A 15,361-nucleotide genomic window follows, 5' to 3' on the forward strand; every position below is an offset into this window, starting at 1 on the left:
CTATAAACTATTATCACTTACTTGTTTCATAGTGAGACTTTCCATCCCATAGACTTGAACACAATGCTGATAAATCAAGGCTATTTCCTTGAGTGCTTTCAAAGCATTTTCAGTATCAATCCCAAAATTATGCGGATGCCACCACAAATGGTAAACCTCCCCGTTTTGAGCGGCAGTCTTAATCTCGTTTTTTATTCTGGCTAATCTTGTCGTATTTAATAAACCTACGGCATGTTGCGGTCTCAAAAAACGGCTGGCTTTTTGACAAACCACAGTATCCGACTGAATCCCTTCCGTTGTATAAGATTTTTTGCCCAAAGGGATATAAGCATCTCCGGTTCGGGCTAATTTAGAGAAAAGCGTATCCGGTTTGGTGGTATCCCAATACCAATTATCAGGATTGGTGCGCACCGTTTCTATATTATTTTGGGCACAAACTTCCAAATAGTTTTTGTTAAACTGATTGCGAGGAAAAACCAAAGAAGCCAACTTTATCCCAAACTGATTGGCCAAAAGATTGGCTTGTTGCAAATCGGCTTCAAATTGCGTTACCGTTTGTCCTTTTTCCAAACAGTAATAATGAGAATAAGTATGGGTTCCGATTTCTTGTCCTTTGACACTTTGGATGAATTTGATAAGGTTTGGTGCAAAAAAGAACCGGTCATAACCGCTTTTCTGGTGAGCTTTACCATAGGCATAAGCGTTCAAAGCAGTGTTGTCATAAGTGGGTAACATAGCAGGAATATTAGCCTGCCATTCGTCCCAATTCTCATTAAAAAGCATACCAACGGTAGCCCAAGTCACCTTGATGTCATGACGCTCAAAAATCTCAAGCATTTTTGGAATGGCAGCCAGTGTATTATCAAAATAGGCTACTTTATCTTTGAGTTCGATATGGTCAAAAATGCCCCAAACCAACTCAAAATCCAACGATATGACTAAAGCACCTTTTTTCATAGACTTACAATTGGTGTCAACTCATTTTCTTTTTGTTTCTGCAGTAGTTTCTGTCTCTTATTGAATTCTTTTTGTGCTAAAAAATAATAAATGACAAAAAAAGCAAAATACATCACCATCGATTTCTGACGCATGATAATCCCTAAATTAGACATCACAAAGGTCATAGCAAACGAGGTCAACAAAAAAACAATCGCTGACATTTTAACCATATAAGGTGATTTTCTCAAAAACCTTAAAAAATTTCGGTTGCAAATTTTGAGAAACAGTAATAAGTAGAACAAGTTCTCTAACGAACTGAAAATCCCTAAGATACTCGGTGAATCTACAAACAGCGGTCGGAACCAAAAAGTAAAGAGTTTCAATGACAGCGGGTAATCATTCATCGCTACTCCCGAACCTGCACTTTGTAACAAGCTAGTAGATCTACTTTCGGAGAATTGCTCAAAATCCTCTACTACATTTTCGGATTTTTCCAATTTGGCTACTGCCAAGATGGTACTGCTGGCCTGATACAAAAAACCTATCGAAACCACCAAAATCAAGATTTTAATACCGGGTGTTAATTTTCCTTTACCGGTTAACAATCCAATCATGACGCCAACCAAAACAAAAAGAATTACGTGTGGTCTCACCATATAAACAAAAAAACCTCCAATGATAAGGGTAACCAATCTTCTCTGCGGGTAACGAACCGCCTGTGTAAACAACATCAATCCCATAAAAATGACTGAACCTTTACCAAATGATACTGTCCAAAAATGCATGTTGGGTAAAAAAAGTAAAACGGTAAGCAAATCAAACCGTTTAAAAATAGTGACATTAAGTGGAATATTTTCCTTAAAAAACAGATAAGCATAAACAAACCCAATATATCCCATCCAAGAAAAAACGAGCATTAAGGAGGAAAACTCAAGTCCCAACTGCACTAAAGGCGCACCTAAAAAGCTAATAAAATGCGTTCCGGGCTCAAACAACAACGGCCACATATCTCCCGCCTCTTTAGCAACTTTATAGTACTGCAAGGAATCAGAAGGATTATATAAAGTGTAAACAAAATAAATCAAATAAAAAACCAGATGGTACCAATACAATTTCCGCATCAAACCGGCATCAAAAAAAGAATACTTTCTTGACAAACGGCCCAAAAGCAATTGGTTCAAAAAATAAAGTAGTATGAATACAATTATAAATTCTATCATCTAAAACAATTCTAAATCGCCCAAACTATATTCCCAATAGTCTATTTGGAGCGCGTTATTACTGAATGTGGTGTCTTGAGTCAGGGGTTTGAAAGTGAGCTTTGGACCAAACTTTCCGAAAATTCTAAACCCAAATAAACTTTTATCAGCTGACGTTATTAACCAACATTTATTTTGAAAGGCAAACTGTATCACGCACTTCCTGATTGAAGCAGAAGCCTCTTTAGGATTAGCGTTGATGATTTCAGCCACTCGGAGTTCTTTGAAGAATCGATGCCGCTTTACATACATCGCTACATACCAATCCTCGTCAGAAACCACCACATAATTCTGCATTGGATTGTCTTCAAAACGCCATTTCAAATAGGCCGCTGATTTGGGTGTAAAGATGCTGTTTTTTTTTGACAAAACAGTATTGTGAAGTTGGCAAATCTCTTCTAGTCGGCTTGGTGTAATGGTATTTGTTAAGGGTTGTTTCTTTGAAAAAAGATAATGAAACCCATAAACTGGTATTGGAATTAAAGCCAAGGGAATAGCACTCACTTCCTGCCACCCCATCTTTAAATAACCCGGACGACTTTTCTCATTAGGCGTATTAAAAATAAAGCAATCGCCTTTTTGGGCAACATCGTCTAAAGCTTGTAAAGTGAGTTTTTTAAAAATCCCTTTGCCTTGGTGATTAGGATGAGTGGCCGTGTCCACGGCTCGATAAGCAGTCCAAAGTTTGTTGCCTTGTTGCCAACGCCACTGCATCAAAGCCCTTACACCTATCAATTCGGTAGTTTCAAAAGCCAACAAAACATAGGAAGTCCCAAAAGGATTTTGTTCGTGTTTAAAGTCCCATACCGTTTGAGATTTTTTCAAAAGCCCTTCGCCCAAACTCAACTTCAGCAGCGAAATAATGGCCTGTTTATCGGAGGATTGGGAAGCTCTTACATTCATGAGGTGTATTTTAAATAATAGGATTCTAGTGTTTTTACCATCGCGCCGATACTGAAATGGGCTACGACTCTTTTTCGGGCATTGGTTTGATAAAAAGCCAGCTTTTCATGGTCTTGGCTCAAATCTATGACAGATTGAGAAAGCGATTGCCATTGGTCTACCCCAATGATAAGACCGTCTTCCTGTGGTCGTAGCACTTCTTTAATCCCGCCGGCATCAGTAGAAACTATAGCACATTCCATACTCATGGCTTCTAAAAGCGCGATGGGCAATCCTTCAAAAGAGGAAGACATCATAAACACATCCATGGCTTCATAAAAAGGCTTGACATTGGTTTGCAAACCGGCAAAAAACACTTTCCCTTCCAACTGTAAGGCTTGGTGTTTGGCGATCAGTTCGGCCTCGAGTGGTCCGGCACCTACAATGATTCCCTTGATATTGGGATTTTTTTCAATAGCATTTGCCATGACTTCGAGCCATTTGTCTAATCGCTTTTGGAATCTGAAAACAGCTACGGTTCCAACCAAAAAGGTCTCTTTCGGAATTTGATAAGCAGCCCTGACCTCGCTTGGAGCAACTGATTGGTCTCTTTTAAAACTATCGGTATTTACCCCGTTTAAAATGGTAATCGACGGTATCTTGGGTTGAATGTTTTTTTGAATTGAACCCGTCACATCTTCAGATACACCGATAGCCAAGGTTTGCGAGTTGAAGGTCAAACGGTTGAGGATTTTGGTAATAAAATGATACCGTTCCTGAAGATTGTGTTCGGTATACAAAGTGGGAATTTTGGTCAATCGGTGCACCAATCGGCTCACAAATCCTGCCCACGGCAAATGAGCATGAATGAGTTGGATCTCATTTTTTTTACAATACCGAATAATTTTGGGGTATTGGAGTAAGAGTTGGAGATTATTGTTAGCCGAAAAACAAGTTACTTTTCCGCCGGCAGTTTCTATGGCTTCGACCATTTGGTTTTTCCAAGGCAAAAAATAAATATAGTGAAACTCAAACTGGGTAGTATCATGCACTTTCAGCGTTTCAGGCAGTAACATTTCCGCGCCGCCGCGTCCCAAAGATTTAATGATATGGAGAACTTTGATTTTTTTCATAGCTCTATTGTATATAGCTGTTTAATTTTTTCGAAAAGAATGTAGCCCCTTGCTTGTTTAAATGATCACTGTCATAATAAAACTCTTCTTTATTGATTGCATCAAAAAAATCAATATAAATTGCATTATAACCTTTTATAGCTTTTTCTATTTCTTTGATATCCTTTTGTCTAACATTCTCATTTATCATATCTCTAAATTTTGGATGACATGGCATTGTTATGACATAAGCTCTTATATTTTTTTTATCTAATAATTTTAAAATTGAGTTAAATACAATCAGATTTTTAAATCTTTCGCTTTTTCTAGTAATATTTTCGTTAAAAATATCAGCTCTATTTTGTATTGACTCAGTGGTGAATTTTTTCGATTTAGAACCAGTATATCCTAGCCAGCCGTTATAAATGGTATCGGTAAACGAAACTCCTTCTTCAACTTTAAAATTCAAAGTTGGGTTTCTATTTTTCAAACTGTAGGCGTAAGTCTTTACATCATATTTCAGCATTGAAAAAGCAACTTTTGGTGTATAACCAATCCAAAACCTTGAGAGCTTTGCTGCTGTTTCAATATTGGTATCAATACCATAATCATAAAAGACCCAATTTTCTCTAATGCCTTGATTTGAAAAATATAATGAATGATAGTCCAAATTTATCACAACTGCTTTCAAGTTTGGCAAACTATCAATCACTTTAGCTAAAATTTTATAATCATGGAGCAAGGGTTGATTAACCATGGCCATATTGTAAGACTCAATATTTATTTGCTTAGGATTGATTCCGTAATTAGCATGAGAGTTCCCTAGAATTAATAGTTCAATTTTATCATTATTATCATAAAGACCATTTAATTTTTCTTTATAATGTGTATTAACAATTCTCAAATAAACTTCAAAAAAAAGTGTAACCACAATGAAAGGGCTAAGAAAAATAAAAATTTTAATTAAAAATTTTTTCATAACTAAAATTGAAAATAAATAAATTCCTGACTCTCGCCTGTTAAAAAAATTATTAGCATGATTATTATATAATAAAAAGCATATCTAAACAATCTATTTTTAGAAGTCAAGATTTTCTCAATAGCAAATTTATCTTCCCTACCAAGCCACTCAATAAAGATAAAAAAGAATAATAAACAAATTACTAATTTAAAATCATCTAAACTATTAACGTCTGGCATACTAATTACAGAACTAGAAAAAATACGACTAATAAAATATAAAGCATCCCCAACATTTTCTGCTCTGAAAAATATCCATGCAATAACAGTAAGTATAAAAGTGATGACTATTGAAAAAAAGTCTTTCAATGAGGGAAAAAATCTGCCTTTAGCCACAATCTCCAAATTATTCCTATTGGTATTAAAAATAATAGAAGGCATAATATATAAGGCATTTAACAATCCCCAAATAATAAAAGTCCAATTGGCACCATGCCAAAAACCACTGACTAAAAAGATGACAAAAGTGTTTCTGACTTTCATCCAAATGCCTCCTTTACTCCCTCCCAATGGAATATATAAATAATCTTTAAACCATGAAGATAAAGAGATGTGCCAACGTCTCCAAAACTCAGCAATATCTCTTGAAAAATATGGGAAAGCAAAATTTCGCAACAAATCAATGCCAAACAATTTGGCTGTCCCAAGCGCTATATCTGAATATCCCGAAAAGTCCCCATAAATTTGGAATGTAAAGAAAATTGCACCCAAGAAAAGCGTGCTTCCGTTATAACTATCGGCATTATTGAAAATCAAGTTGGCCAATTCAGCGCAATTGTCAGCGATTACAATTTTTTTAAAAAGTCCCCACAATATCTGACGTAATCCATCAACAGCCTGGTGATAATCAAACTTTCGTTTTGTTTTTATTTGCGGCAGTAAATGGGTAGCCCTTTCAATAGGACCTGCAACTAACAACGGAAAAAAACTAACAAAAACAGCATAATCAATAAAATTTCTCTCCGCCCTTATGCGATTATAATAGATGTCAATTACATAAGACAACCCGTGAAAAGTATAAAATGAAATTCCGACTGGCAAGATCACTTTTAAAGTCCAAGGATTAATATGGATTCCACCTGCAGCGAATGATTCCGCTAAAGAAGAGGCAAAGAAATTATAATATTTAAAAACGCCCAAAAAACCAACATTGACAGAAATACTCAACCAAAACCAAAACTTTTTGGAACCCAAATTTTTGGCTTCTCCCATTTTGATTCCGGTGATATAGTCTAAAAGAATTGAAAAAATGAGTAAAAAAAGAAAACGCCAATCCCAACAAGCGTAAAAAAAGAAACTGGAAACAAGAAGCAAAGTATTTTGATAAACCAATTTTTTATTGGCGAGTAACCAATATAAAACAAAAACTATGGGTAAAAAAAAGAGGAAATCAATAGAGTTAAAAAGCATTTATCTATGGTTATGGTTTATTAAAAAGTATTCTTTCTCAAACTGTTTAGCGATAACTGCGTTGTTATAACTTTGGTTGACCAGTTCAAAAGCACGGTCAATCATGGATTGGTTCATTGCTGAAAAAACCTTGCCTAAGGCGTCAACAAATATAGTTTCCTCATTTTTAGGAACTAAATATCCGGTGGTTAAATTATCAACAACTTCGGAAATACCCCCTACATTATAAGCTACCACCGGTGTTTTACAAGACATGGCTTCTAAAATAACGCCCGGCAAACCTTCGATAATACTGGGTAAAACCAAAACATCGGCTTTAGCGATATAATCCACCGGATTGGAAACCCAGCCGTAAAAAGTGATATTATTTTGTAAACCCAAGTCGTTGGCTCTTTTTTGGATCGCTTCTTTCTTGGGTCCTTCACCCAAAAGATGCAAATGGGCATCCGGATATTGAGCTAAAAACTGCTTGAAAATGGACAACAAACCTTCGTGATTTTTTTCAAAACTAAAACCGCCCACATGAATCAGGTGTTTACCGGCGTTTCCTCCGCCCAACCACGCTACTGCTTTGATCGGTTGGATTTCAATACCCACCGGTATCACGGTGGTTTTGTCAAGCGTTTCGGGGAATAATGTGGTGAGGTCTTTTTTAGAATTTTCAGAAACCGAAATAATAGCCGCAGTATTTTTATACAACTGTCTGTTAATCCATAATGTCAACGGATTGGTGATATAAAGGCTGACCATACTGGCGTTTCGGGCAATGATAGGTGAATTCCAACCAAAGAATTGCTTTGACAAAACGGCAAATTTCAGCGTATCACCGGCATTGCATTGTATCACATCGGGTTGGTGTTGTTGGATCAATTGGGCCAAAGCTTTCCAACCTTGATAGTCAAACCATCGCTTGGCAACCGGACGATTCAAATGGATTTTGGATCCCGAAAAAGGCAAGTCACTTTCCCCGGGAAACAAAGAAATAAGGTAAACTTGATGTCCCAAAGTTTCCAAATGACCCGAAAGCTGACAAGCAAAAAGTTCGGCACCTCTGAATTGCGGTTTTTGAATTAATTGAAATATTATCATAAATGAATCCTCACAGTTTTCCTTCTAAATCTCCTAAGCTAAATTGCAAACTTGAATGAATAGCCTTTTTATCATCTCTCCAAACAACTACCGGAGTATTTCTTTTAAAAATCATTTTAAAATTTAAATCATGTGTCCGACTTCCAAAATAGCCATAAAACAAAATTAATTTTTCCTTACAAGCTATACTTGAAAATAAAGAAGCAACCTTATCATTCTCCCCGGAAATCTCATAGACCAGCGCAGTCTTTAAACCTTTCAAACTTCCTGTTTTATAAATTACAAATGCGTCATCGGAATAAATATAGCGAAACGAATTGTCTTGATACCGCCATTTTAAATAATCCTTGCTTAAAAATGTTTGCCCGATTTTTGTTTTTGCTTCTGGCAAATGTTCTGAATTTTTACTAAAAAAAACGGCATTTAATTTACGGCTAAAAGGGTTCACTAAAGCATAGATAAAAGTATGAGGTAAGGCGATTTTTTGCCAACCCATTTTTAAATAACCTGGTAAACTGTTTTGATTGGGTGTATTAAAAACCAAATCATTGTTATTTTGATTTAACTCAAGCCCTTTTAGTGTAAGCGATTTGAAAACACCTTGTCCGCGATAATCGTTATGCGTCACGGTATCAACCGGTCTAATGGCTTTGATTACAGCATTATCAGACCCAACAAATTCCCATCGCATAAACAGTCGCAAACCTACCAATTGATCCGAATCCCAAGCGCCCATAGCAAAAGAAACACCAAAAGGATTTTGAAGATGCTTCCAAAGAAAAAAACTTTCGTTAAAATTATCATCTAAATGACCTTTGGTTAATTCGATGATTTGAGGCATATCCTCATCAAAATTGATTGTTTTTAGTTGGAGCATATTAAATTCAGATTAAAAATACTATTTAAGTTGACTTTTTATGCGTTGGTACATCAAATCATAAGCGGCATAAATAGTTTCTTCGACAAATGATTCTGAAAAAATTCTAATCGAGTTCTTTCCCAAAAACGACAAACTGTATTCCTTGTTAAAAATTCCATCAAAGACGCCTTTGATTTCATCTGTATTCTTAAGCTGAAAAAAAATTGTATTGACCTCCGCTTTAGCTATTTCTCTGTGCTCAGGTATATCGCTTAATATTAAGGGCAATCCATAGGACATAGCTTCGATTACACTGCCAGGAGAACCTTCAAAAAAAGAATTGGAAATATAAGCATCAGCCTCCAAAAAATAAGCACTTAAATCATCTTTGAAGCCAATAAATTGTATTTTACTTTCTAATTTGTTTAACCTAATATAATCTAAAAGATCTTTTGAGGCATCTCCTTCTCTACCTGCTATTTTTAAGGTAACATTCTTATCACTTTTATTTATGGCTTCAAACAAATAAATAAGCCCTTTTTGGTATTCTTGTCGGGCTATGGTAAAAAGACGGAGTTCATCACCCAATTCATATTTCGATTTTTGAACCGGTACCGCTTTTCTTCCTCGGCGTATTATGGTACAACTAATTTTTTTTCCGTAAACCGACTCATAATGTTCGAGAACGGCATCAGAGACAGAATGAAAATGATCTACTAAAAAACTGGTAGTGGAATCAATCCATTTTATAATATTGTTCTTAAACTTCAAACTTTTTGTTCTGAATTCTCTGTTAGAGGCATAACTCCTGTTAACCAAACTCTCGACCAAATAAAACTTATGAAACAAACTAACAAATCTGGTCAGTATATTAGCTTCAAACAATACTGTATGAACGACATCTGGCTTTAAGGTTTTCAACAATTTCAGTAAGGCAAAAAATTTTCTAACATAGCCTTTTTGAGCAATATGATACAAAGGGATATTGCTGTTTACCAAACTATCGTAAGCACCATATTTACGGTCATGTAAATAAACACCTATGATTTCATAACCCTTATATTTATTTGACAAATGTATCATAAAGGAAGCCGTTGACTTTTCAGCACCGCCTCTACCAAATGAATTGATGACAACCACTATTTTCATCTTTTTAATAATAATCTGAATTTTAATATTTTACTGTGCCAACCACTGAGAATAAATTTGAATTTCCAAAGTGCCGTATTAGAGTTAACACTCAACCGACTAATATTAAAATCTTTGGCTTCTTTATTAATTTTATGATCAAATAAAAAAGAATATTTGATTTTGCTGTCTTTCAAGGCTTTTGCCGTGAGCTCATTGTAAAACCCATTGGGATAAGCCAAATAATCGCCATAAAAGCCATGCTGATTCAGAAAATCTCTAGCCTCAGTCATTTCTTTACATTGCGCCTCATAACCCAGTTCATTCAAAAAATGATGATTAACAGTGTGATTGGCAATGGTTACACCATTGTCGTGCATTTGCTTTAACTCAGCCAAAGTAAGCTGATTATACTCGAAAATAGGCAAGTGACTTTCATGCTCTAAGCGGTTCATCAACGTCTCTCTTTGTTCAACGGTAGCATTTTTATATTGTTTGGTAAAATTTTGCCTTTCTTGTATAGGTTGACCTTTAAAATAGTAATTGACTTTTTGCCACCAAAAAGGTTTTTTAGTTCCGATATAATCGGTTACAATAAAAACAGTGGCCGGGATAGATAATGTTTTTAAGATGGGTAATCCTTGTTCAAAAACAGTACGTTCTCCATCATCAAAAGTAATCAAAACACAGCCGCTTAAATCTGAATTTTGCCTTTGCAATTCTTCTAAGGCATCAATACCAATTATGGTATAATTTTTCTTCAACCACCTTAACTGTTGTCCAAAATTGGCCGGATTATCCACTTCGTGATAAGTCAATACCCTTAAATTTTTCATAGTTTATAGTATTCTTTAAACCATGCTACAAATTTGGGTATGCCATCTTCAAGAGACACTTTGGGTTTGTAGCCTAATTGTTCCAGCGCCTTGGTATTGGCAAAAGTAGTCACTACATCACCTTTTTGGGCCGGTTTAAAATCATAAACAAACTCAACTTGTAGTGCTTTTTCGAGGATGCTTATAAAATCCATCAACAAATCGGGATTGCCCTTACCGATATTCAAAATTTGGTAATTAACCGTTGATGTTTGGTCTTCTACTACTATTTTGATGCCTTCTGCGATATCATCTACATAAGTAAAATCTCGGCTTTGATTCCCGTTATTAAAAATCTTAATGGGTTTTTGCTCCACCCCGGCTTTGGCAAACAACATGGGCGCCATATCGGGTCTTCCCCATGGCCCGTAAACCGTAAAGAAGCGCAAACCGGTCACTTTAATTTTATACAAATCGGCATAGGCATGTGCCATTACTTCATTGCTTTTCTTGGTGGCGGCATAAAAACTAACCGGCTCGTCGGTATTTTGACTTTCCGAGAAAGGGACTGCCGTTGAGTTGCCGTATACTGAAGAACTCGAGGCGAAAACCAAATGCGGTGTATTGAATTGGCGACACGATTCGAGTATGTTAAAAAAACCAATAATATTACTGTCGATATAATCTCTCGGATTGGTGATAGAATATCGAACCCCGGCTTGAGCGGCCAAGTGAATCACACAATCAAATTTTTCAAAAGCAAATAAAGCACTCAGATTTCCGGCATCTTGGATGTCTAGTTCGATAAAAGTAAAATGGTCCTGACCCTTTAATTTTTTGTTGTACTGTATGTCTTCTTTTTCAATTCCTAATTGCAGCAAGCGATTGAACTTTAGTTGGGTTTCATAATACGAGTTGATATTGTCAAGCCCAACAACCTCATGGCCGGCTTGGGCCAATTTTTGAGCCGTGTGCATCCCAATAAAACCAGCACTCCCTGTAATTAGAATTTTCATACTTGATTAGTTAGCGTTTTTAATATATACTGCGCTGGTATTGTAGTTGACAATCTGAGCCGGATTTCCCATGACCACGGCTTTATCCGGAACATCAAAATTAACATAACTAAGCGGTGCAATCAATACATCATTACCGATAGTAATCTTTCCAACCACTACAGAATTAGCCCCAATCCAAACCCTATCGCCTATTTGCGGACAGCCTTTTAATTTTCCTCTGCTGACATTCCCCAGGGTAACACCTTGAGAAATATTGCAATTGGTTCCAATTTTCACGCCTTGGTTAACGACTATTCCACCATAATGATTGATTAAAAAACCACCACCGATTTTAGTCAACACCGGAATTTGGATTCCGTATTTTCTGCTTATGTTTTTATACCATACTCGCAACGGAAAAAACAAAGGATGGTACTTTTTCACTCGTTGGTTTGCTCTAAAAATCACCATATACCTGAACATTGGGTTGGTAAAAAAACAGAGTAGCCTATTGGTATTTCCAAACCTTTTTAAATCGTTATGAATTACTTTTTGTGGCATACTTAGGCTAATTAAGTGACGAAATTAATATACTGCTTTAAGGAAATTCCCTTTGGTCTTTTCAGCAATACTAGTTAAATTATCTTCAATCCATTTTTGCATCGTTTCAAAATTATCTTCTAAATAAATTAGATTATTGTATATCTGACTGCCATATTCATCTGAATTATAATTTACCGCCGATATTGGATAATTAACTAAAGAAAACACCTCTGTTGTTTTATGAATATTACCTTCAATTGGTAATACAGGAACTCCTGCGGTAATAGCCAATTCATTTGAGTGTAATCGACAACTTATCAAGAGATTAAACTGTTGTATGAACTTACAATAATCTTTATATCCTTTTGATTCTAGAGTAAAAGGGATACCATACTTTTTATTTAAGTGTTCTGCTATTTTTTTATCTCCTTTAGGTTCATTAGAAACAAAATAGAGCTTATAATCATTTGCTATTAACTTTTCAATTAATGGTTCTATGTGTTTTGACTTAAAAGTCTTTTCTGTAAAATTTATTGCTATTTTTTTATTCCATTTTTGTTTGGTTTGGAAATCCATTTCATTATAAAAAGCCGTATCGGGACATAGAAATATTTTTGACTCGTCAACACCTATTCTTATTAACTCCTCCCTAGTAATATTACCTCTAACCACAATTCGATACATGTTTGCATAAACATGTGCTAATAAGTCTTTATATTTACCATTCAACAACTCAACTGATTGGTTAATAGCACACGTTTTAACACCTAGCAATTGTGCTACTCTTAAATCCAAAAGTTGTCTGTAAAAATAATCTGCTTCACCAATTTCTCCGGCCCCACTATAAATATAAAAATCAGCATTCTTATAAAATGAAAGCCTTTCTTTATAGTGTGATGAATAAGGGAAGAATGAATAAATTGCTTTTCTAATGTCTCTGGCTATTCTTCTTAACTTCTCAGTTTTAACGGTAACACCATCAACGTTCAAAAGATTTGTTTTTAAAGTAATTAAATCAGACCCTTCAAATTCACTATTTGGAATTTTCTTTACTGTTTTTGCAATTCTCTCTGCTATACTATCAAAGTCGGCTAAAATGTCATTCTCGTTAAGCTGATGAATCGTATAGCGATCCAAACCAAATGGTCTTCCAACAAACTTCAACTTATCTTCAGGCTTGCAAAATTCGGTTGACATTCTAATTAGCTCATTCGACAAGGCCTCGTTACCAATATTAGTGGTCTTCAGTTTTGTACTGATTATGATATTACTCATACGTTATAGTTTTATTTTTAAAGTTTGCAACTAAATTTTTGATTTCTTTTTTATTCATTAAATAGGATAGAACAACAATTAATATAAATAAAATTAAAGTTTTTATTAATACAAATATCACCCCTTCGAACTTAAAAAAATAAAAAACTGTAATGACAATAAAGCCAGAAATAAATGTAGGTAAAATACCTTTGTAAAAACTTATTAAAATCCCCTTTGGTTTAATATTCAAGTACTTTTTTAAACCATAAATATTAATAATATTGATGACTACCCTAGCTATAACAACAGCGTATGAACAACCAATAGTTCCATAATAGTAAGTCCCAACAAATATCAAAGGAAAATAAAACAGAAAAACCTTTACCAACTGTAATTTAAATTCAATATAGCTTAAATTATTTGCTCTCATAATTGTTGAAAAGGAATTTGTAATAATTTGCACAACTACTGAAACAGCTATAATCTTCATTATTAACAAACTTCCAACCCATTTATGTCCAAAAATATAAGTTACCAACTCAGTTGAAATAAACATAACTCCCATTATTGGTGTTATGATAAGACTATTGAAGAATATGCTTTTATTCATAAAACCTTCTTGTTTAATGATATCATGTTGGTTTTTAGAATAAATTGGATACATGACACTATCTATAATTTGCCTAACCTGTACTCTAAAAGAGTCAGTCATTATAAAGGCAAAAGAATAAAAGCCCAATTCAACTTTATTTAAAAGTTTACCTACCAAAAGATAATCTCCCTGAGAAGCAAACCTGTTTACTAAACCCGATAATGTTGTAAAAACTCCGAAGCCAAAAATATTGTGAAATGATTCTTTATCCCACAAAAAATCCACCTTCCATTTAGAAGCTCTATAATACAACGGCATTTCAACTATTGTTAATACCACACTTTGGGCAACCAACGCCCATACACCAGCACCTAAAAAAGCTAAAATAACAGCTACCACTCCTGAAGTGATATTTGCAATATTGTTGATTCTTGATATCTTCTTGAATTCCAGTTCTTTAAAAAACAAAGACCGATGTATAAGATACAAAGGATTAGTTAAAATACTTACTCCTAAAGCCGGAATCACATAAATCAGTGCTTCTTCATTGTAAAATGAAGCTGCTAAAGGCCCGATAATAAAACTCAAAATTAAAAAAGTAAACAAACTCCATATGAAATTTGTCCAAAAAGCAGTTGATAAATAAGCCTTAGTAATTATCGACTCATGTCTCTGAATTATCGCACTACCAAATCCTAAATTGGTAATCTCTTTAAAAAATCCAGAAAAGACAACAGCCATGCCAATGAGACCATAATCTTCAGGAAATAGTAGCCTTGCCAAAATCATTTTGACTATAAAATCTGAGCTTCTATTTATTAAAGTCTGAATTGTAGTCCAAGTAACACCATTGACTATTTGTTTAGAAGTAGACAAAATATTTGATTTCTTTTTAAGAATTAGACAACAAAAGTAGTCGTATTTTTTAAGGGCACAAATTTTAGCGGAAAAATAAAACATTACAACGTTTGCGAGGCTTTATAATAAAAACCCCCGCTTTGCACAATCACAAAACAGGGGATTTTATTTTAAGCATATTGAAGAATGCCCGATATTTTAATTAAACTTATCTTTTTACTACACGAAGTGTTTTTACTACTTCATCTTGGGTGATAATTACATTGTAAACACCACTTGGGTATTGGTCGCCTAAGATGCCTTTCTTTAATTCTGATACCGAAACGGTTCTTTGGTCAACTAATCTTCCAACCATATCAAACACTTTAATACCAAAATCAGATTGACTTGATGTCTCAACAGCCAAAGTGAAGTTTGTAGTAAACGGATTCGGATAAACCGTTGCCTCAAATCCTGTAACCATAGCCGGTGTTGATTTAGCAGCAAATGCAGGAGTGGTCACCGTACAATCTTTTCCGTAAGGACCAAATTCACCAAACATTTCAACCGCCACTGTAATTACATAAGTAACACCCGGCTGAAGTCCTGTAAATTGATTTA

The 15,361-nt window shown here is 34.9% G+C and carries 15 protein-coding genes; all 15 read right to left on the minus strand.

Going from position 1 to position 15,361, the window contains the following annotated elements:
- On the minus strand, positions 1–957 hold the full coding sequence (locus HA632_RS00835; protein ID WP_176305347.1) for a polysaccharide deacetylase family protein: 957 nt from the start codon (positions 955–957) through the stop codon (positions 1–3).
- Positions 954–2,159: a hypothetical protein gene (locus HA632_RS00840; RefSeq protein WP_176305348.1), complete on the minus strand. Its 1,206-nt coding sequence runs from the start codon at positions 2,157–2,159 to the stop codon at positions 954–956. The genes HA632_RS00835 and HA632_RS00840 overlap by 4 nt, the downstream gene beginning before the upstream one ends.
- Positions 2,160–3,101: a GNAT family N-acetyltransferase gene (locus HA632_RS00845; RefSeq protein ID WP_176305349.1), complete on the minus strand. Its 942-nt coding sequence runs from the start codon at positions 3,099–3,101 to the stop codon at positions 2,160–2,162.
- A complete protein-coding gene (locus tag HA632_RS00850) occupies positions 3,098–4,213 on the minus strand; it encodes a glycosyltransferase (RefSeq protein ID WP_176305350.1) in 1,116 nt (371 codons plus the stop codon). Before HA632_RS00850 ends, HA632_RS00845 begins: the two co-directional genes overlap by 4 nt.
- Positions 4,214–4,217: 4 nt before the next feature.
- Positions 4,218–5,171, minus strand: coding sequence for a D-alanyl-lipoteichoic acid biosynthesis protein DltD (locus HA632_RS00855; RefSeq protein ID WP_176305351.1), 954 nt, complete (start codon positions 5,169–5,171; stop codon positions 4,218–4,220).
- 2 nt (positions 5,172–5,173) lie between these two features.
- Positions 5,174–6,622, minus strand: a complete 1,449-nt coding sequence (locus HA632_RS00860) for an MBOAT family protein (protein WP_176305352.1) — start codon at positions 6,620–6,622, stop codon at positions 5,174–5,176.
- Positions 6,623–7,711 carry a glycosyltransferase gene (locus tag HA632_RS00865; RefSeq protein ID WP_176305353.1) on the minus strand — a complete coding sequence of 363 codons (1,089 nt, stop codon included), beginning with the start codon at positions 7,709–7,711 and terminating at the stop codon, positions 6,623–6,625. It abuts the gene before it with no gap.
- 10 nt (positions 7,712–7,721) lie between these two features.
- Positions 7,722–8,588 carry a GNAT family N-acetyltransferase gene (locus tag HA632_RS00870; protein WP_176305354.1) on the minus strand — a complete coding sequence of 289 codons (867 nt, stop codon included), beginning with the start codon at positions 8,586–8,588 and terminating at the stop codon, positions 7,722–7,724.
- A gap of 21 nt (positions 8,589–8,609) precedes the next feature.
- A complete protein-coding gene (locus HA632_RS00875) occupies positions 8,610–9,719 on the minus strand; it encodes a glycosyltransferase family 4 protein (RefSeq protein WP_176305355.1) in 1,110 nt (369 codons plus the stop codon).
- Positions 9,716–10,534, minus strand: a complete 819-nt coding sequence (locus HA632_RS00880) for a polysaccharide deacetylase family protein (protein ID WP_176305356.1) — start codon at positions 10,532–10,534, stop codon at positions 9,716–9,718. Before HA632_RS00880 ends, HA632_RS00875 begins: the two co-directional genes overlap by 4 nt.
- Entirely contained in the window at positions 10,531–11,529 is a 999-nt protein-coding gene (locus HA632_RS00885) for an NAD-dependent epimerase/dehydratase family protein (RefSeq protein ID WP_176305357.1), read from the minus strand. Before HA632_RS00885 ends, HA632_RS00880 begins: the two co-directional genes overlap by 4 nt.
- A gap of 6 nt (positions 11,530–11,535) precedes the next feature.
- Entirely contained in the window at positions 11,536–12,072 is a 537-nt protein-coding gene (locus HA632_RS00890; RefSeq protein WP_176305358.1) for a serine O-acetyltransferase, read from the minus strand.
- A gap of 24 nt (positions 12,073–12,096) precedes the next feature.
- On the minus strand, positions 12,097–13,329 hold the full coding sequence (locus HA632_RS00895) for a polysaccharide pyruvyl transferase family protein (RefSeq protein WP_176305359.1): 1,233 nt from the start codon (positions 13,327–13,329) through the stop codon (positions 12,097–12,099).
- On the minus strand, positions 13,322–14,779 hold the full coding sequence (locus tag HA632_RS00900; RefSeq protein ID WP_176305360.1) for a lipopolysaccharide biosynthesis protein: 1,458 nt from the start codon (positions 14,777–14,779) through the stop codon (positions 13,322–13,324). Before HA632_RS00900 ends, HA632_RS00895 begins: the two co-directional genes overlap by 8 nt.
- A 190-nt stretch (positions 14,780–14,969) precedes the next feature.
- The coding region (locus tag HA632_RS00905; RefSeq protein ID WP_176305361.1) for a T9SS type A sorting domain-containing protein at positions 14,970–15,361 on the minus strand (392 nt) is incomplete at its 5' end.

The organism is Flavobacterium sp. J49 (genome assembly GCF_011742145.1).
In the GTDB taxonomy this organism is placed as follows: Bacteria; Bacteroidota; Bacteroidia; order Flavobacteriales; family Flavobacteriaceae; genus Flavobacterium.